General features: G+C 45.1%; 18 protein-coding genes. 5 read left to right on the top strand and 13 right to left on the bottom strand.

From position 1 onward, the window contains the following. Positions 1-2 precede the first annotated feature (2 nt). From sctR to sctU, 4 genes are read left to right on the top strand one after another with little or no spacing between them, the layout of a single operon-like run. Entirely contained in the window at positions 3-668 is a 666-nt protein-coding gene (gene sctR, locus CRO19_RS20600) for a type III secretion system export apparatus subunit SctR (protein ID WP_097097528.1), read from the top strand. Between the two features lie 9 nt (positions 669-677). Beyond that, entirely contained in the window at positions 678-941 is a 264-nt protein-coding gene (sctS, locus tag CRO19_RS20595) for a type III secretion system export apparatus subunit SctS (RefSeq protein ID WP_097097527.1), read from the top strand. After that, positions 941-1,738: a type III secretion system export apparatus subunit SctT gene (sctT, locus tag CRO19_RS20590; protein WP_097097526.1), complete on the top strand. Its 798-nt coding sequence runs from the start codon at positions 941-943 to the stop codon at positions 1,736-1,738. Before sctS ends, sctT begins: the two co-directional genes overlap by 1 nt. Before the next feature lies 1 nt (position 1,739). Beyond that, positions 1,740-2,825, top strand: coding sequence for a type III secretion system export apparatus subunit SctU (sctU, locus tag CRO19_RS20585; protein ID WP_097097525.1), 1,086 nt, complete (start codon positions 1,740-1,742; stop codon positions 2,823-2,825). Between the two features lie 98 nt (positions 2,826-2,923). Here the strand turns inward: sctU and CRO19_RS20580 are convergent, their stop codons facing one another. From CRO19_RS20580 to CRO19_RS20525, 12 genes are all read right to left on the bottom strand, one after another. Beyond that, a complete protein-coding gene (locus CRO19_RS20580; RefSeq protein WP_141400265.1) occupies positions 2,924-3,865 on the bottom strand; it encodes a hypothetical protein in 942 nt (313 codons plus the stop codon). 75 nt (positions 3,866-3,940) lie between these two features. Then, the gene (gene hrpT / locus CRO19_RS26285; protein ID WP_320204516.1) at positions 3,941-4,087 is read right to left on the bottom strand and encodes an HrpT family type III secretion system protein; all 147 of its coding nucleotides are present in this window, start codon (positions 4,085-4,087) and stop codon (positions 3,941-3,943) included. Positions 4,088-4,119: 32 nt separating this feature from the next. Further along, positions 4,120-6,135, bottom strand: coding sequence for a type III secretion system outer membrane ring subunit SctC (gene sctC, locus CRO19_RS20570; protein WP_097097522.1), 2,016 nt, complete (start codon positions 6,133-6,135; stop codon positions 4,120-4,122). An 87-nt stretch (positions 6,136-6,222) separates the two neighbouring features. Continuing rightward, on the bottom strand, positions 6,223-6,450 hold the full coding sequence (locus CRO19_RS20565; RefSeq protein WP_097097521.1) for a type III secretion protein HrpF: 228 nt from the start codon (positions 6,448-6,450) through the stop codon (positions 6,223-6,225). A 9-nt stretch (positions 6,451-6,459) separates the two neighbouring features. Further along, the gene (locus CRO19_RS20560; protein ID WP_097097520.1) at positions 6,460-7,074 is read right to left on the bottom strand and encodes an HrpE/YscL family type III secretion apparatus protein; all 615 of its coding nucleotides are present in this window, start codon (positions 7,072-7,074) and stop codon (positions 6,460-6,462) included. Further along, positions 7,071-7,625 (bottom strand): hypothetical protein, encoded by a 555-nt coding sequence (locus CRO19_RS25945; RefSeq protein ID WP_141400264.1) that lies wholly within the window; start codon positions 7,623-7,625, stop codon positions 7,071-7,073. The genes CRO19_RS20560 and CRO19_RS25945 overlap by 4 nt, the downstream gene beginning before the upstream one ends. Next, positions 7,618-8,382 (bottom strand): type III secretion system inner membrane ring lipoprotein SctJ, encoded by a 765-nt coding sequence (sctJ, locus tag CRO19_RS20550; RefSeq protein ID WP_097097518.1) that lies wholly within the window; start codon positions 8,380-8,382, stop codon positions 7,618-7,620. The genes CRO19_RS25945 and sctJ overlap by 8 nt, the downstream gene beginning before the upstream one ends. Before the next feature lie 4 nt (positions 8,383-8,386). Beyond that, a complete protein-coding gene (locus CRO19_RS20545) occupies positions 8,387-8,743 on the bottom strand; it encodes an EscF/YscF/HrpA family type III secretion system needle major subunit (protein WP_097097517.1) in 357 nt (118 codons plus the stop codon). 42 nt (positions 8,744-8,785) lie between these two features. Then, complete coding sequence (locus CRO19_RS20540) at positions 8,786-8,995, bottom strand: hypothetical protein (RefSeq protein ID WP_097097516.1); 210 nt, start codon at positions 8,993-8,995, stop codon at positions 8,786-8,788. A 98-nt stretch (positions 8,996-9,093) separates the two neighbouring features. Beyond that, the gene (locus CRO19_RS20535; protein WP_097097515.1) at positions 9,094-10,023 is read right to left on the bottom strand and encodes a sigma 54-interacting transcriptional regulator; all 930 of its coding nucleotides are present in this window, start codon (positions 10,021-10,023) and stop codon (positions 9,094-9,096) included. A 438-nt stretch (positions 10,024-10,461) separates the two neighbouring features. Then, positions 10,462-11,370 (bottom strand): transglycosylase SLT domain-containing protein, encoded by a 909-nt coding sequence (locus tag CRO19_RS20530; protein WP_097097514.1) that lies wholly within the window; start codon positions 11,368-11,370, stop codon positions 10,462-10,464. A gap of 84 nt (positions 11,371-11,454) precedes the next feature. After that, positions 11,455-12,420 (bottom strand): DNA cytosine methyltransferase, encoded by a 966-nt coding sequence (locus CRO19_RS20525; RefSeq protein ID WP_097097513.1) that lies wholly within the window; start codon positions 12,418-12,420, stop codon positions 11,455-11,457. Between the two features lie 92 nt (positions 12,421-12,512). Here CRO19_RS20525 and CRO19_RS20520 point away from each other — a divergent pair, with 92 nt between their 5' ends. Beyond that, on the top strand, positions 12,513-12,992 hold the full coding sequence (locus CRO19_RS20520) for a lytic transglycosylase domain-containing protein (protein WP_320204503.1): 480 nt from the start codon (positions 12,513-12,515) through the stop codon (positions 12,990-12,992). Here the strand turns inward: CRO19_RS20520 and CRO19_RS20515 are convergent. Beyond that, a complete protein-coding gene (locus CRO19_RS20515; protein WP_097097512.1) occupies positions 12,989-17,749 on the bottom strand; it encodes an AvrE-family type 3 secretion system effector in 4,761 nt (1,586 codons plus the stop codon). The two genes, CRO19_RS20520 and CRO19_RS20515, sit on opposite strands and share 4 nt — an antisense overlap. Positions 17,750-17,915: the final 166 nt, after the last annotated feature.

The following is a 17,915-nucleotide window of genomic DNA, read 5'->3' as shown; positions in this document are numbered from 1 at the left end:
TCATGCCAGAGAATATCAGTTCATTTAACCCGCTGGCTCTGGCTATTCTTCTCGGGGCGATTTCACTTATTCCTTTGTTGCTGATGATCACAACCTGCTTTCTGAAAATCTCAATGGTGATGATGCTTACCCGAAATGCTATCGGTGTTCAGCAAGTCCCGCCCAACATGGCGCTCTATGGCATTGCTTTAGCCGCAACGCTTTTTGTCATGGCCCCTGTGCTTGATGGAATGCAGACACGATTTAAAGAAAAACCCCTCGATACAACCTCACCACAAAAGATCGAAGATTCTCTGAATTATGGCATTCAGCCTTTAATCCGTTTCATGGTCAGAAATACCGATCCCGATGTCATGACTCATCTCGCTGATAATGCCGAAAAGATGTGGCCGAAAAATCTCGCTGATGAGGTGAGTGTTCATCACGATAACCTGTTATTGCTTATCCCGTCCTTTGTCCTCTCAGAACTGCAAAGTGGATTTAAAATCGCCTTTCTGATTTTCATTCCCTTTCTGGTTGTTGATCTGGTCGTTTCAAACGTTCTCCTGGCACTAGGAATGCAAATGGTTTCGCCAATGACCATTTCACTTCCGCTGAAAATTTTATTGTTTGTCATGGTTTCAGGCTGGAGCAAGTTACTAGACGGTCTGTTTTACAGTTATCAGTGAGGGCCAATCATGGATGTCATGTATTTGTTCAAACAGTCGATGATTCTTGTCGTGATGCTTTCAGCTCCGGCATTGCTGGTGGCCGTAGTTGTCGGGATGATTGTTTCACTCCTTCAATCTGTGATGCAGCTACAGGATCAAACCTTGCCGTTTGCTATAAAGCTGATCGCAGTAGGTGGAACGCTGGCGTTATCTGGACGCTGGATCGGATTAGAGCTTTATGGCTTGGCGGAAACCGCATTTTCTATGATGGCCACGGCGGGTAGAGTCTGATGTTTTCAGACCTGATTGATACTGTCTTTCAGGGGATGATCGCGCTTTCTCTTGGGCTTGCCCGAATCATGCCTTGTCTCTTGCTTTGTCCGATTTTCTCCTTCTCATCTCTCAGAGGAATGATAAGAAACGGCATTGCTATTTCACTGAGTCTCTTTGTTGCGCCGGTAATCAAACCTGAGATAAGTGGGCTTTTGCTCAATCCGTGGGCAACTGTCGCGATTGGACTTAAAGAAGCAGTGTTGGGAATGATGTTGGGTTATCTGCTCGCTATTCCTTTCTGGCTATTCGAATCAGTCGGGGCATTATTCGATTCTCAACGCGGCGCACTGAATGCAGGGTTGCTGAATCCAGCCCTCGGACCTGATGCGACTCCCCTCGGTGATATACTGTTGCGCTGGTCAATGGTTTTCCTCGTTATGATTTTTGGTCTGTCACAGGTGACGCAGGTTATTTGGGATTCCTATCGCCTCTGGCCAGTGACTCAGCTTTTCCCATCATTGCAACATAGCGGATTGACGCTATTACTTGACCAACTCGACAGCTTTTTCAGCGATATGATCCTTTATGCCGGACCATTAGTCCTGTTGCTATTACTGATTGAATTCGCCGTTGGAATCGTCAGCATTTATTCGCCTCAGATACAGGCCAACATCCTCGCTATTCCCCTAAAATGTCTGGTCGGAATGGGTTTCTTTGTCATTTATCTTCCTTTCCTGGAACATCTGGCGAATGCCAGATTCAGCACCTTCAGTGACCTCATTCCTTACCTTTCAGACATCCTCGGGAGGAAATAACATGGCAGGGGAAAAAACAGAAAAGGCGTCTGACCATAAACTGAAAGAGAACCGGAAAAGAGGACAGATAAGCCAGAGTCAGGACGTTTCAAAATTGCTCGTAATGCTAGCTGTTCTGGAGGTCATCTTTGCCATGCTTGATGAAACGATAGACAAGCTAAAATCGCTTTTGCTTTTACCTACTCAGCGATTATCGGTCCCATTTGCTCAGGCAATTAACGATGTGGGAGGTGAGGCGATTTTGATCGCCGGCACAATCATTTTGATGACGGTCGGGACCGTCATCATCGTAAGACCTGTTGCCGGATGGATTCAGTTTGGTCCGCTGTTTGCGCCAGAGGCAGCGAAACCAAAATTTGATGCCCTCAATCCACTTCCCAAATTCAAACAGATGTTCTCAGGTAAACAGTTCGTTCAGCTGGCGGTAAGTATTCTGAAAGCGATAGTCCTGTGTCTGGTTTTCTATCTGGTAATCCGAACCCACCTTCAGGAACTTGCCGGGTTGTCAGGTGGGGATCTGGAAGGATTTATGCAATCTGGTGTCATGTTACTCAAGGTGCTGGCTCATACCTCAATTGGCGTCTTACTGGTTTTTGCGGTGTCAGACTTTGCCATTCAAAAGTATTTCTATCTCAAGCAGAACAGAATGAGCCATGACGATATAAAGAAAGAACATAAGCAACTTGAAGGCGATCCCCATACTAAAGGTGAACAAAAGAAATTGAGTCGTGAAATTCTGAATGCACCTGTCATTAAAATCAGCGCGAAACGTGTTGGAGATGCAGATGTGGTGATGGTCAATCCAACTCATTTTGCGGTCGGTCTGTTTTATTCGCCAGATGAAACCGCGTTGCCGAAAGTCATGTTCAAGGCTGAAGGAGAGGATGCTCAGGACGTAATCAAACTGGCTCATGAGGCGAACAAACCTGTCGTTCGTTACATCTGGCTTACCAGAAATCTCTATCGGACCACGAAAGAGGGTGATTTCATTCCGCGTGAAACTATCAAGTCAGTGGCCGCGATTTATCGCCTGATTCGGTCTATCGAGGAACTAAAACCCGGACAGACCATTGAGTTCGAAGAGTGAGGCTGACCAGATTAATCAGACCAGTCGAGGGGTATCAAATCGATAAAACTGAAAAAGGGAAGGCGAAAGCCTTCCCTTTGTCGTTTCTGATGACGACCTTATACAGTCATAAACAGTTGGCGTTGCTGTTGCGCGATCATGATGTTTGTCTGACCGGCATCAGCATTCATCATCGCATGAGAAACATCTTTGCCCGGATGATTCGCACCAACGTTACCGCCTTCAAGAGCGGAAACCAGATCCTGACGGGCAATGTTCACCAGAGCCAAAGAGTTTTGTGAAAGCTGGTCCTGATTTGAGAGCGCAGTTTTCCAGCTGGTGTCTTTGCCGTCGCTGGTTTCTGGCTTGCTGTAAACGTTCTGATGCTGATCCATGTACTGACCGATCATTTCGCGAGTGTCTTTATCTCCGCCAATAGTGTTATTTGTGCCGTTAGTGACGCAGCTATTGATCGCAGTATTCGCAAGATTGACGTTCAGGTTCTGTCCAAAATTGCTCCCCAGCTGGTTATAGCTTTGTGGTGTATTGCTCATAGCTGGGAACGGCTGACTTTCAACAGAACGATTTGTTAAAGCGCCGGACATTCCGTCTGAAAACGCGCCCATCAGTGCCGGGTTTTGGTTGGGGTTAAACACAGAGTGTTGGGCATTGATTCCCATCCGTTTCAGAACCTGTTCAATGACACTTATCATATGACTTTCAGGAACAGTCGCGCCCATACTTGCCCCGCCAGGTTCAGCCCCTTGCAAAACAGGATTTGTGCTTGAGTTATTCCACATGGACAAACCGAGATTTCCGAGATCTTGTCCCTGACTGAAACTATCGGATTGAGCACCCTCAAAAAGATTATTTCTTAATTTACCATTGAATAAAGATTCAGTGATGCTGCTGGGCGAGGACAATCCCGCGCCGTTTGAAACATCATCACGATTATTCAGGTTGAGAAGATGACCGTTGTTCATGCTGTTAGATGAATCAACATCGCGATCAGTGAGATTCGTTTTAAAATGCATAGAACCTAAACTTCCGAACGAGTGCATTATATATACCTCTTTGTGAAAAAAGAAAATGGCACTAATTAAGTTAAAAGTTGCTGTATTCAGTTCCTTTAATTTTTATCGAACAGGCATTTTCGAATAACTCTGAATGCCCTCGCGCATTGATTGTGGCCACCAGATTACAAGATGATGTGGATCAGATAAGGGACGGCAACTTGTATTGTCACAACCATTATCATGACTGGCGCAGCTTGAGAGGATCATGGCCATAAAACCTAAAAGGCTAAACCTGAACATCAGTTCTCCCGAGTGATCAGAAAAGGGGGCGAGACAAGTAAAGAGGGACGCGAACGACGAGACTCACCACGAGATCGGAAAGCAAGATAGACCTCCGCTTTCTGTCCTGGCTGAAGCTGTGATGTAGGCCAGGCCGCAACCGATAACACATCGTCATCTGAACAAGCGGATTCATCAAAACGAACTGGGTGAGTAGTCACATTTTTGATTAAACCTACTGTTAACTGAATTGTCTTATTGTTGAACCATTCGGTTCGGGAATGATCAAACACAATGCCAGGTGGTAACGTACAAAGTTGATTCAAATTCACTCCCTCGCCACCCGACTCAAAACCGTCAGGCACTTTGTTTTCAGCTAAATCCCGGAGGGCATTTTCAATCGTGCCGCGCATTGCTGAATATTGCTGGCGATCATGAATGCCCCTCATTTCTGAGGCAAGTTGAGAGCGGTCCTGTGATGAAATATAACGAGTAGGGTCAACCTGATCGCCGATAAGGTGAGGCGTGATTATGAACAGCCTTTCTCGTTGACTTGTTTCATGGCGTTGATACGAAAATAGATGGCCAACATAGGGAATGTCACCCAAAATCGGGATCCGATGGTTAATATCGCCTGTCTCGCGGCTGTGAATGCCTCCCATGACGAGCGAACCATTTTCCTGAACCAGGGCTTGGGTAGAAATCGTGACTTTCTGATCGCCGGTCGCAACATTATCATCATCGCGATCAACTTTACCGTCTTCGATGTCAACCATCAGTTGAACGGTTTGATGCTGACCCTGACCAATGGCGCGAGGTACAACCTGTAAACTCGTCCCGGCTGTGACAGGCTTAATATCAACGACACGTTCCCCAGTCGCCGTTATAAAGGCTGTATCGCTTAAATCAATCACAGCTGGCTGATTTTCCAGTGTGAGAATGCTCGGGTTAGCCACAACAGAAGCGTTTCCTGATCCCTCCAGTGCCTGGATCTGACTAAAGAATCTGTTATAATCCGTCACGAATAAAGAACTCGCACCGCGAAAGAGAGTTGACCCCGCTGTGATATTCCCGAAAGTTCCCCGAAGGTTTGCTCCGAGTTCATTCATCGATTTGCGGTCTACATCCACGATCATCGCGTCAATTTCGACGAGCTTTTGAGGAACGTCAATCTGTGAAATTAATGACTGATATTCATCGCGTTTGCTGGGGTCATCGCGTATCAGAAGCGCGTTATTTCTGACATCGGCAGACACAAACGGATGAAGAGCGTCTTCGTCTTCGTCATCATCTTTTTTTCCGGTCTGAGAATTCACGAGGCTGTTCAGGATAGAATCGGATTGGTCCCGGATCTGCTGCTCCATTCTGCCTTTTAAACCATCATCGCCATTATTCTGACTCTGCTGAATGCCGCTCGCAGATTTTCCGGTTCGCTGTCCTAACAGTTCGCCCAGTATGGTGGCCACACCTGGAACAAGAATAGTTTTATCGCGATACTGAATATTCCTGTCGGCAACAGCGGCATATTTCAGAGGGAAAACCATCATTTCTTTGTTCTGTTTTTTGTCCTTATCCTTTGCACTGAAATCCTGGACTAGCTCCACATAAGAGGGCGGGCCGGTCACGATCACAACGCCATCGTCTGGAAGCTCACCGAATCCAAATTTTGGCTCCAGTAACCCAACATCAGTTAACGCCTGCTTCAGATCCGGCGCTGCATCAGCAGACACTTTTATTCTTTTTGAAATCTGGTCAGACTGAGGACTGACATAAAGCGTATCGTTATAAACGAACCACTGAAACCGGAACTGAAGACCGAGGCGATTCAGAAAATCTGTCGGTGAATCTGCCCGGAGACGTCCATCAACATTCCCATCAAATCCGGCCGGTATATTCAGGCTTACGCTATGGCTTGCCGCGAAATCCTGTAGAACAGTTTTGAGCGATGTGTTTTGCGCTGCATAAGCATACGCCCCTTCAGACCAGCTCTGAGGCGTTTGAGCAACAACCGGCATACTAAACCCTGATGCGCTCATTGCCAGGATTGCCAGTCTGATAAATCGTGATGAACGTTTTAACACTGAGGTTCCCTTTATAAGGCAGCGTCACCACTGCCTGAAAATTCAGCTAATAGATTCGATGATTGAACGGGTCAGGTTGTGCTTCAGCGATGAAAGCTGGTTATCGGCGAGATTCGACACAGCCTCTTTTCGAAGGGCATTTTTGAACGTAAAGAGATCGTCCATCGTTGGAGATTGCCCCTGCATCGATTGCGCCAGAGACAGCACTTCATGACTGGCGTCTGAGAGCTGGTGATCAAGTCGATGTTGAATGTCGAGCATGTTAGCCATAATCATTCCTTAGTTAAGTCTGGAAAGGATGTAATGCTGATAACCGCGCCAGCTCAAAGAAAATTCTCCCTTTGCCGTCCTCAGCATGAGTTCGTCTTGCGGCTGGTTTTCAGTGGGGGAAATGTCCCAATGAGAAACAGCTAAAGTCAGTTCAGGAATTCGATTCAGTGTGTCGGGATGGATAAAAAGTGTCGCGGCCTCATGCTTGTCAGCGGAACGTGAGAGCTGTCTGAATACAGCATTGATTTTTTCATCATCAGGAACTGCATCAAACATCGCGTTAAAAAGCGAATGCATAAACGACTTTGCACGGCGGGTAATTGTCTCTTCCTCATCGAGACGGGATGATTCAAGCAATGAAAAAAACTCTTCTGTCTTACTCAGGAAATCTGATTCCAGCTTAGATAATGAGTTCTTCATTTGCAGTTTAAGATCACATTCAAATTCACGCGTTTTCTCAGCAATTATAATTTCATTTTCCTTTATTTGCTGTTGGCAATATTCCTCAGTTTGTTCGAATAAACTTTTTGCTGAATCCTGTTCAGTCAAGGTTTCTGATTTAATTAAAACATCCTCAATCAGATTAACCTCAAATTCAATCCTGATCTCACGTAAATCAATCATGATTTATCAAGTCGCCATAACGCTGAATCAAACAACGCAAGTAGTCGTTTTTTATAAGGCGAGTCAAAAAGCAAAGGATCCTTTTCTGCAAGAAGAATATCAGCCTGATAAAATCGAAGTCTTAAACGCGACCAGACTGGGGGCAGAAAGAACGATTTCAAAAGGGAAAGATGATATTGAGGTTCACAATAGTCTATTCCTGCTGGTAAAAATGACTGAGGGCGAATCCCTTTGGTAATCCGATCACACCATTTCTGATCATGAGCAGAAAGATAACCAAAATCACAGTTACATAATGCTGCGAACAATCGTGTTAACGCCTGCTGACGCATCGGCGAAAAATCAATGAACCGCAAAACTCTGTCATCAGGTTCTGTCAGTTTAGTTTTGGGAATATTGCATAAACCGCGAACAACGGCGGGAGCGTCCTGATAGAAAATCGTCTTTTCTTGTTCATTTAAACTGAACCACGGTAGTTCATTCCAGCTTTTATGAATATCAGCGACAAAGCCAGCTCGCCACCATTTTAACCAGTCATCGGGATCAATCATGTGTCACCGTTAAATCTGTGCTTTGGCTTTTCTTTTTTCTGATAAGTTTTAATCCGAACAGCACGCCAATAGCTAAAATCAAGACAAGGAAGCTCACCAGCACAACCACTTTTAGTGAAGAAAATGTGGTTTGTTTCATCACTATCGGACCGAATGCGACAGTCTGAATCGAATCCTGATAGCTAACAGCAGGAAAGAAAACAATTGAAATCGCATCGTCTGATTTCCCGGCTAATCCCGGTATGCTGGCTGAAATGAGTTGTCGAATCCTGGGACGAATTGCATCAGGATCAAGTTCTGATGTGTATTTGATAAAAACTGAAGCGCTTGCTGGCTGGACGGGTTCGCCAGGTGCAACGCGCTCCGGCAAAACGACACTGACTCTTGCCAATACCACACCGTCAATCTGTGACAAGGTAGATTCCAGTTCCTGGGAGAGTGCATAAATATAACGCGCACGCTCTTCAAGAGGACTGGAAATGATCCCATTCTTTTGAAACATTTCTCCGAGGTTAGTTCGGGATTTATGGGGTAATCCGGCAGCATTAAGAATACGAACTGAGCGGTCGATGTCGGGCTGACTGACAAGCAATGTCACGCCAGTTTTATCAATCTGTTTATCAGCAATGATATTGTAATGACCCAGCTCAGAAATGATGTCGTTCGCGTCAGATTCACTAAGGCCGCTGTTAAGTATCACCTGCGAATCGCACCCTAAAAGCAGCATTAACAACAGGGCAAGCATGAGACGTTTCATAATATCAATTGAGACTGGTGATCTTATCCAGGCTCTGAACCGCCTTTGAGACAATTTTCGTGTTCATCATATTTTCAAGGTAATAGTTCGAAAGCTGACTTTCTGCCTTGTTCATGGCAATCGGATCGGTTGTCTTTTCGGCACGACGAAGAGAAGTATCGATATGATTTTTTTCTTTGTTGATCTGATTGAACATTCCTGAAGCCTGATGAAGCAGACCATCGTTCTGAACGTTCTGAGTATCCTGATCAAGAGACTGACTAAAAAAATTTGCATCACTGGCAGTAGGGGAATCAGGTTTGGTAACTGACAAATCAACGTGACTGGCGAATAATGGGCTGGTGGAATTTGAAATATTCATCTGTCCTCACTTTCAGGAAGGTCCGAAGACCTTCCTCATGAATTAGAAATTAATCTTATCGGTATTCTGCGAACTGATCATTGTGGTGATCGAGTTCTGATAGCCTGAAACGTAGGCGTCTTTAACATCGCGCTCAGCTTTATCTAGCGTGTTCTGCATTGACTTAGCCTCGATTGCGTCCATCTGAGATTGAAACATATCGGCATTAGCATTCGCCGCGCCGGTTGAAACGCCTGTTGAGGTGACTGACATACTGAGTTCTCCTTTAAAATGTTGAATTGAATATCGAAATATTCCTTTAGTGAGTGGTTTGAATCAGATTTCGGTTCCACATCTTTATTTGAATTTTTTTATTTCCCAATCAAATTCAGTGATTTAAGTTTGTTGTAGAGCGTGCGCGATGGGATCCCTAATTCGTCAGCTGCCTGGCTAACCTGATCATGATGACGAGTCAGACAATCCTTAATAAGACACGCCTCGATTCGGGCCATTCGTTCCTTAAGTGTCCAGGACCTGGGCTTTCGGATTGTCTCAAGTGGCGTAATCCCTAAGACAAAGCGCATCGCAGCGGCTTTAAGTTCACGCATATTACCAGGCCATGAATGCATCAGAAGCGATTCAGTCAGGGCAGGATTCATCGCTGGAAGCGGACGCTTAAACGTCAACGCCGCTTCAGCGGCAAACCTGACAAATTGAGGAATGATGACATCCACTCTGTCCCGTATGGCTGGAAGCGAAATTTTGATTGTGCTCAGTCTGAAATAGAGGTCACGGCGAAACAGTCCTGATTCGACAAGCTCATTAAGTGGCGTTTGTGCCGCTCCGATAACCCTGAGATTCACAGGGGTCGTTTCAGTGCTCCCGAGTGGCATAACGGATCGTGTTTCGATGACCCGAAGAAGCTTTGCCTGAAGCGAAAGAGGCATTGAATCGATTTCATCGAGAAATAATATTCCGTTGTGACTAGATTCGATGTGGCCTATACGGGTTTTATTTGCGCCTGTGAACGCACCCGGCACCGCCCCAAAGAACTCAGCCTCAGCCAGCTGTTCAGGGATTGCGGCGCAGTTGATCCCGATAAACGGTCCACTCAGCTCGCTTTGTTCATAAAGGTGACGGGCGAACGTGTCCTTTCCGGTTCCAGTCTCTCCTTCAATCACAAAATCAATATCGAGTGGAGCGAGTTTGTTAATCCAGCGCGTTAAATCTTCCGTGAAATAAGCCGATGATCGTCCCTGAGCAGGCTGAATAATTATCTGATTGTTCCTGTTCAAGCGCATTACTCTCCGCTGATTATTTTCTGGTCCTGACGCTATCACGACCCATAATCATAAGCCGATAGGAATTACTCCTTATTTGTTTATTCGCAAAGACAGACAAAGTCCTTGAAACATTTCAGAATCATTACAAAGATAAGGATTTAAGAAGAACAGGAGAGGGATCAAAGGCTTGTTGTTGCCAAAAGCAATTTATTAGGGGGAAGTAATTGTTGTTCTTTTGTGGTCTTTGGAGGTTTTAGAAATATTTTTTACTTTTTGTATCGTATTAATTGGCGCGGAAAATAAAGACACAACAAAAATAATGAATAATTTGAGCTATTTTTATTCCTCAATCTATGAGATTTTTATTTCTAATAAATAATCGATCTTTTGTTTTCGCACAGATTGAGAGTTAATTTTTAGAACGCAAAAAAAAGCGATCCGAAGATCGCTTAAGATTTAATTGAATTTACTGGCGTAACCATTAACCTCATTAACATAATTCGGATCCCCCAGGGTAACATTCGAGAGATTTTTAACATCAACCTGATCATCGCCTGAGTTATAAGCACGAAGCGCGGCATCATAAGAACCGAATTTTTGCTTCCCTTCCTGCAACATCAGCGCGGCACACATAATCTGATTTTTTGGATCGCTGATGTTGGCCCCGAGCTTATCAGGATGTTCAGCACGCATCGCGGCGTAAGTATCAGGGTTGATCTGGTTCATTCCGGTATCGGTTTTCCCGTTTCCTGGGTTTGTTGATGTCGCATTCACATCTCCGCCTGATTCCTGCATCGTTTGTGCGATAAGTAACTTCGCCGGAACGCCCGTAGCCTGACTTGCGGCCTGATAATCAGTGCCGAATTTGTCTATCAGCTTTTGGAGGTCAGGATCTGAGGTATTCATAGAGGTATCAGTATTCGTCGTACCTGTTGATACCAGACGAACTGCGGGCGTCTGATTCAGCCCCTGTAAGCTGGTTGGAAGAGTAGGCAGCATTGAGCCAGCATCAGATGAAAGTGAAGGTAAAGGACTGGAAGAAGGCTGGGTTTGTCCTGACGACATTCCGAGCAAGGCTTGAAGCTGTTGTAAGAACTGGATGAAATATTGTTCAATCGTTACCATCATACCTTGAGACTGTGAGGAACCTTGCGACATCGAAGATTGAAGCGATGATGAATTTTGTCCGCTCAAGACCGGATTAAAAGGACTCTGGATTGTCGCATCTCCATAACTCAAAGTTCCCCCTTGTGCGTTTGTTGTCTGAGAAGGGGGTTGATTCATCATTGGCGGTTCAGCTAAACGAAGCTGATTATCGTCGATACCTGAATGCGAATAATCGCTATTTGTTTGTGAAATGTTCATTATGCCTGTCCTTAAAGGTGAGGTAATGCCGCTCGACGCGGCATTTAATAGGTTATGAAAATCGGGTTCCGGTTCCAGAAATCCTCAGGACAGAAAAGAAAAGTCGCAGCCAGGGATCGATTTCAGGAAAGCATCAATGAATTCGGCGGCGACTTGCGGGACAATCGCATTCCCATAACCCCGCAATCGTCCCATTCTTTCGGGAACCCCATAAGCCAACGGGAATGTGCTGGGTTCAACTGCCCTAAACTTTCCATCCCGGCAGCTGATCCAGTCAGCATCACTCCAGAAGCTTTTATCCTGATTGCACAACCTTTTAATCCATGTTCGGTCGAGTAATCCAGTCTGTCGAACGTCCGATCTTTGCCATCCTTGCGGATCACGGTTGCGCCACTCCCTTTCCAGTCGTTCGCGGTAGGCGTTGACCAGCTCGACAGAATCACGATGTCCTGCAAATTGGTCTGATGACGATTGTGTTTCCTCGCCAGCACTTTTCGCCAGTCCGTGTGGCCGTTCACCGAACCATTCTGAGCGCATGGGCTGGGCCATGTCGTAAGCGCCAAAGAACATTCTGTTTCTTTGATGCGGTGCGCCGACGCTACAAGCTGGTAAAACGGCGAACCCGCTGGCGTAACCTTCTTCCTCCAGTTCAATGAGTAAAGAATCTGCCCAGTGATCTTTGGTAATCGCTGCTGCAACTTGCTCCCCAAAGATGAATTGAGGTTTGCACTCTGAGATGAGGTCGAGAAAGGCCGGAGCCAGGTGACGTGAATCGTCTTTCCCTCGTGCTCGTCCAGCCACGCTGAAAGGCTGGCACGGAGGACTTCCCGTCCACAACGGGAAAGTCTCGGGGATGTTGGCGAGATGCAGGGCATATGGCCAGCCGCCGATCCCGCAAAAGAAATGACATTGTGTAAAGCCGATAAGGTCTGAGGGGCGGATTTCGGTGATTGATCGTTCATCAATATATCCTGGTGGGATTTGTTCCATTGCTATTAACTGGCGCAGCCATGAGGCCGCGCCTGAATCAATGTCGTTGTAGTAGTTCATACAGCCTGGTGAAAGAGGGTGGTTTACAGGGATTTACAGGAACTGAATCGTCATTTTCTTCACTTATTAAACAAACTAAAGAGGAGCCAAAAGTGCGATTTAAAGTGTTGAATCTGACATTGTCTTTTTTTTTATTATTATCACCGAATGCCAAAGCGGATTGTTTCAAAACAGTCGGCGAGAAATTTCATATTGAACCTTTGTTGTTAAGGGCGATTGCAGACAAAGAATCAAATCTTTATAACCATGCGATTAATAATGGCAACAAAAATCATACCGAAGATGTTTGCATGATGGGAATAAACTCAAGTCACTTTCAAGAACTCAAACGATTTGGGATCACGCGACAACGATTATTAAAGGAACCCTGTGTTTGCGTTGCGGCAGGAGCCTGGGTATTGAATGGATTTTTCAGGAAATACGGAAGATCCTGGAATATAGTTGGTATGTATAACACAGGGAATAATCCACGTATTGCCGAAATTCGTATTCGATATGCTAATTCCGTTCATTTTATTTATGAGCGCCTTGAAAAAGAAGAAGGGGTCTGGAAAGACCCCTTCAGTTATTAATTAATTTTTCTCACCACATATCCGGCCCGTTGCGCAGAATCCATAGCCGTTGAAATCCCATTCTGCTGTGAAACAATCCTTCCTTTAAGTGAATAGGACACAGGAACCTCATCATTATCATCAGGATAGTGAAAGAGCACGCTTCCAAGCTGTTCAGTTAAGGATACTGAAGCTGAGTTTGAACCACCTAAAATAAAGTTTGGAGAGGTAAACCCATCTGATTTTTTGGCAGTCTGACTGAAACTTATCGCTTTGATCCTGACATTCTCGCGATCTTTGAGTAATTCATGAATGTCCTCCTGAGTCAGTTTTCTGGCTAACCATTCCTTTTCAATCCTGTCACGAGTCTGCGTGTTGAATTCCAGAGAGACAGAAGCCACAGCGTGAGGATTTAGCCTGAGCTGGTCAATCAGCTCACGCAGCTGGTGATCATTCTCCATCATCGCTTTAATGCGATCAGTGTGAATTGACCTACTGAAACCCACCAGCCCTGAGAGGTATTCACACAAACTGGCATGGTCAAGACGAGATAGATTTTTAAAGGATGATTCATATTCAGCAGCTGCGATCACCTGGTCCTTATTGTCGTATGCCTCTTGTTGTCGGACGAGTGATTGTAGAGAGAGTAACGCGGCTTTGGGTCCAATCCCCTTCAGTTCATCAAATCGGGAATGTGGTTCTGTATCCTGATACCATTGGGAAAAATGAGTATTGAGGATTTTCAGTTTCTGAACGCCTGAAAGATTCGGAGTTTCAGGTGATTTGCGTTGCAGATTGATCAGTAACTGAGCTGAAGCGTTATCGGTGAAGTACCGTTCAAGTTTTGCAGCGATAAGATCAATTGCAGGAGTGGTAATTTTTTTCGGATTGGCAAACTCAACCTTAAGTTTATGATGAGTTCGATTGTTAACGGTCGCGTGAAAGTCAGCTGAAGGGTTAATATATCCAGTAAAGTTATTGCTTTCATCACTGCTTAAAATCCTCGGGCCAAACGGTAAGGCGAATTGGGCCGCGACATCAAATCTGTCCATCACTGAAAAGCCTTTATCCGATATGGCTTTGCCTTTGCCAGCGCTCGTGGACATTTTATCCTTACTCATTGAGAGATTCGCGACACTTGCCCCGGCCATAGCGGAGACTCTTGCTCGACCAATGGCCGAATGATGTTGTTCGTGATTGAGATCGAAAGGCAAGGTGATATAAACATGTGCGGCAGCAGCGAGAGAAAGATTAAAGTTCCTGGCTGACGAACGTGTTTGTTTGTGGCCTGTTCCACGCCCCATCAGCTCAATCGGGTCGAGTTCGCCCGACATCAGTTGATGAATAAAGGACTGAATTTCATGTTCCCCTACGTGAAAACCCATTCGATTAGCCGTACCTTTTCGCGCTGTCATCGATACCATCCCCCCCACCAGCGCAGTTTTTGACATCGGTAAAGTGTCATTGTCATCGAGAAAAATCGGATGCGAATGATCAAAATCGCCCAGGACGTTATCAACTAAACCCAGCTGAACGGCACCGGTTGCTGAGGATGATTTTGAAAAGCTGAGATTAAATCCTGTTTCAGAACGAGAAATATTCATCACATAACCACGCCCAACACGCCCAGTAGCACCAGCACTGACAAATAAAGCGCGGCTGAAATAACTCGATACCGCCGTTGTGATCCCATAGCTTCGGGTAAAGCCCATGCTTTCATTGGTTTCCATCGACCTGAGCGAATCAATCATTTTGTTTTCAAGCCCTTCAGAATCCTCAACATCCATCACTGTTCTCGCTGTGACGTTAACGCCATGATTCTCTTTACTGAATGCTTTAACCATTTGCCTGATTGCATCGTAGGTGGACTCCAGGCCAGAGTGATTGCTGAATCCCATATCGGTTATCCCCTTAACAGGGTTCGATTCCCATACCCCGAACCTGAGGTTGGCCGTTTTCTCAATCATTTCATTGATGAACTCAGGACGACGAACGTCCTCTTTCATCGCCGTTTCGATTTCACCCATCAGACGATGAAACTCACGCAACGTCAGCACATCATGAATCAAGCGGGATTTGATAAGCCCAATATCGTCATGAACATCACGTTGCATTGAAGCCGGCACGGATTCCTTCTGATGGTTCAAGATGATTTTATGCTCAACCATTGAACTGAACAGGTTTCCAGCCTCGTTATTCAGCTCAGCCGGAAACATGTTCAGGGAAGAGGAAAGCTGTTGCGTGAGGTTTGTCGAGCGCGAACTTGCTACGTTCAGTAAACCTGATTTTGTCCTTTTTAATGATGGCCGGACGCGTTGTCTGAAATCCTTATCCAGAATCCCATAATGTTGAGCGATGATTTTAGCGTGATGGGTGACGCTGACCGCGAGAAGGTCAGTCAGATCAGAGATGTCTTCCATCAGCTTTAGTTCAGCTCCATTAGTGGCCATCGGTCTCAGTTCCTTCAGGCGCAAAGAGAGCGGCTTAAGGAATTCCTGTTGATCGTCCTGACTGACCTCATTTAGACGTGAAAGTAACTCGGATTGCATTTGATAAACGGGTTTTAGCCCCTCACGGCCACTAAAGCTATGCTGAACACCATAGGCGACATTTTTGAGCGGTCGCGGCCATTCCATCGTCGGACGGAAAACAAAAGAATCGAGACGATCACTGAACTTCGTTTTAAGCTTATGGTGCTTATCCATGTTTAAAAGCTGTGAGTGTGCTTTGACTTTGATTCCTGTCCCAGGAATGGCTTTCGTGTGGTCGTCTCTGGCGAGGTCATTAAAAACAGCATCCATCACAGAAGATACCGGTTTATGTTGCTCAAGTGAGACCCAGCGGTGACTCTCTAATCGCCAGCTGTTACCTGATGCATCCTGAGCAGCAATCTTACCAGGTCCGATTGTATGAAGACTTACCAACTCAACAAGCTTATTATCGGTTCCCGAGGGTGGAAGAAGAGGTATCAAAGGCGAAACCTTTCCGTTCATCCAGCTTTCTTCTGAAAGAGAAAATAGTTCGCCTTTGCCACCTAACAGAAGAAGACTTTTATCACTGGTCATAGCGACAGCTTTAGGTTTGAAATCGGGGATTGCAATTTGTTCACTCAGCTGGTGGTTTGTCATGACACGATTTGAAAGCTGGGTGTGAAAATTGATACCGCCATTCGCATTGATCGAGACCACGTTATTTACATCGGCAGCGGCGAAATCTGTAAGGTGATGGTCGGCGTCCATGTCAGGGATCGTGCGATCAACACTCACCGTTTTTTTCAGCTGATGAAGGGCAAAAATATGATCTGAATGGGACTGTTTCTGAGAATGTTCCCGTATTTTTAGCTTTTTGATTTTCCCGTCTTTTAACATCCAGGGCTGACCATCAAGACCGGCATGAAGAACAGACAGCTTGACTCGGTCGGATCGTTCCTCATTCGTCAGTTCCCAGTGCTGAGATCTTGGATTGTAGAAATAGGGTCGCTTATCAAAGACGGTAATTTTACCCAGCCTTTCGAGATCAATAATGTTATGTAAATCAGGTGTAAAAGGCTCAAGCCCTTTTTGGTTATCAATGATCAGCGAGTCTGAGACATTCCAGGCGCTCAGAACCGAAGCATCAAGATTATCAATTTTCATTGTGAGGTAATGTTTTTGATCTTGCGCATCATTCACGATGAAGCGAATCGTGTTTTCTTTCACCTGACCAATATCATCTATCCGAAACCCCGGACCAATGACGCTTGAAATCTGTTGGTTGATGCGCTGGGTCAGGACATTCATCGCTCCTGAATCGAGATGAAGAACTGGGTCGAAAGCGCTGGGTAAAGGTCCACACTGTAAACCTCCACGATAATCTATGGCCATGACAGTCTTATTCACTATCGCTGTTTTACGGCAGCTGTAGCGAGGTGGCAATGAGAGTTCAGTTTTCTTAGCAGGGCGACTGACATCCTCTATCCAGAAGATTTTTTGAATTTTATCGTCATCATTGTTTGTCTGAACAAGAGCATGTCCTTCACGGCTGATCGAAAAGTGTTCAATCTTATTTTCGAACGCTGGGATTGGAGGGGTAGCGGCTGAATCAGGTGAGAGACAGGCAAGAATTTTTTCATCTTTTACACACCACACCTTATTGTCAGGCTCGGAATAAAGATGAGTGTGACGCTCAGGCGCTGCATTTACTTTGACCCATTTCTGAGATGGAGTATCAAAGCTATATAAAGCTTTCATGTGCAATCGATAGCGACAAGAATTATCCGAGGCTGAATCAGTCAGGAAATCAGTGAGCAGTTTATCAGGGAGTGTAATTTTTTCATGGCCTATTTTGACGAACTCGTTAATGAGAGAAACATCAACAGACTGAGGTTTTTTTTTGTGAAAAAAACCTGAACTCTTTGGTTGTTCCCATTCCTTTTTTTTCTGACTATGAGTGATTCCTATCATGCCTTCATCACCAGATGAAATGGAAATCAATCTTCCTTTTTTGTCTAATAAAATTTGTCGTGTCTGATCATCAGAGCTTAAAGCCAACTGATATGATAAAGAGGGGTTCCCAACGGTCTTATTAAGAAGAGAAGTGATAGGTTGATTTTCATTATTTTCAATGAATTCAATTTTTTGGTTTTTATTGAGCGTAGCTTTGCTGAGTAGAGAAGAGGGTTCTGAAGGAAGAGAGGGGAGCGGTTTATTTTTATTAAAAACGTTTGATGTCGGAGGATTAACTTCAGTAAGAATGGGTTGGCGTTTAACAAACGGATTTCGAAAGCTCGGAAGGTTCATATCAGTTTCCCTTTTATCGTTAGCTTAACCTAAGGTATGTAAACAATAAGGGCTATTTGTTCCATATAAGTTAAAATATGGGGGCTATCTTCTTTAATCTATTAATAATTAAGGTTTTTTAAAATCAGACAGACGCTGATACATAGCGCCTGTCACTGGCTGAAGC

This window comes from Candidatus Pantoea floridensis (assembly GCF_900215435.1).
GTDB lineage: Bacteria > Pseudomonadota > Gammaproteobacteria > Enterobacterales > Enterobacteriaceae > Pantoea > Pantoea floridensis.
Note: the sequence above shows the minus strand (reverse complement) of the source record. Positions and strands in the feature narration are given on the sequence as shown.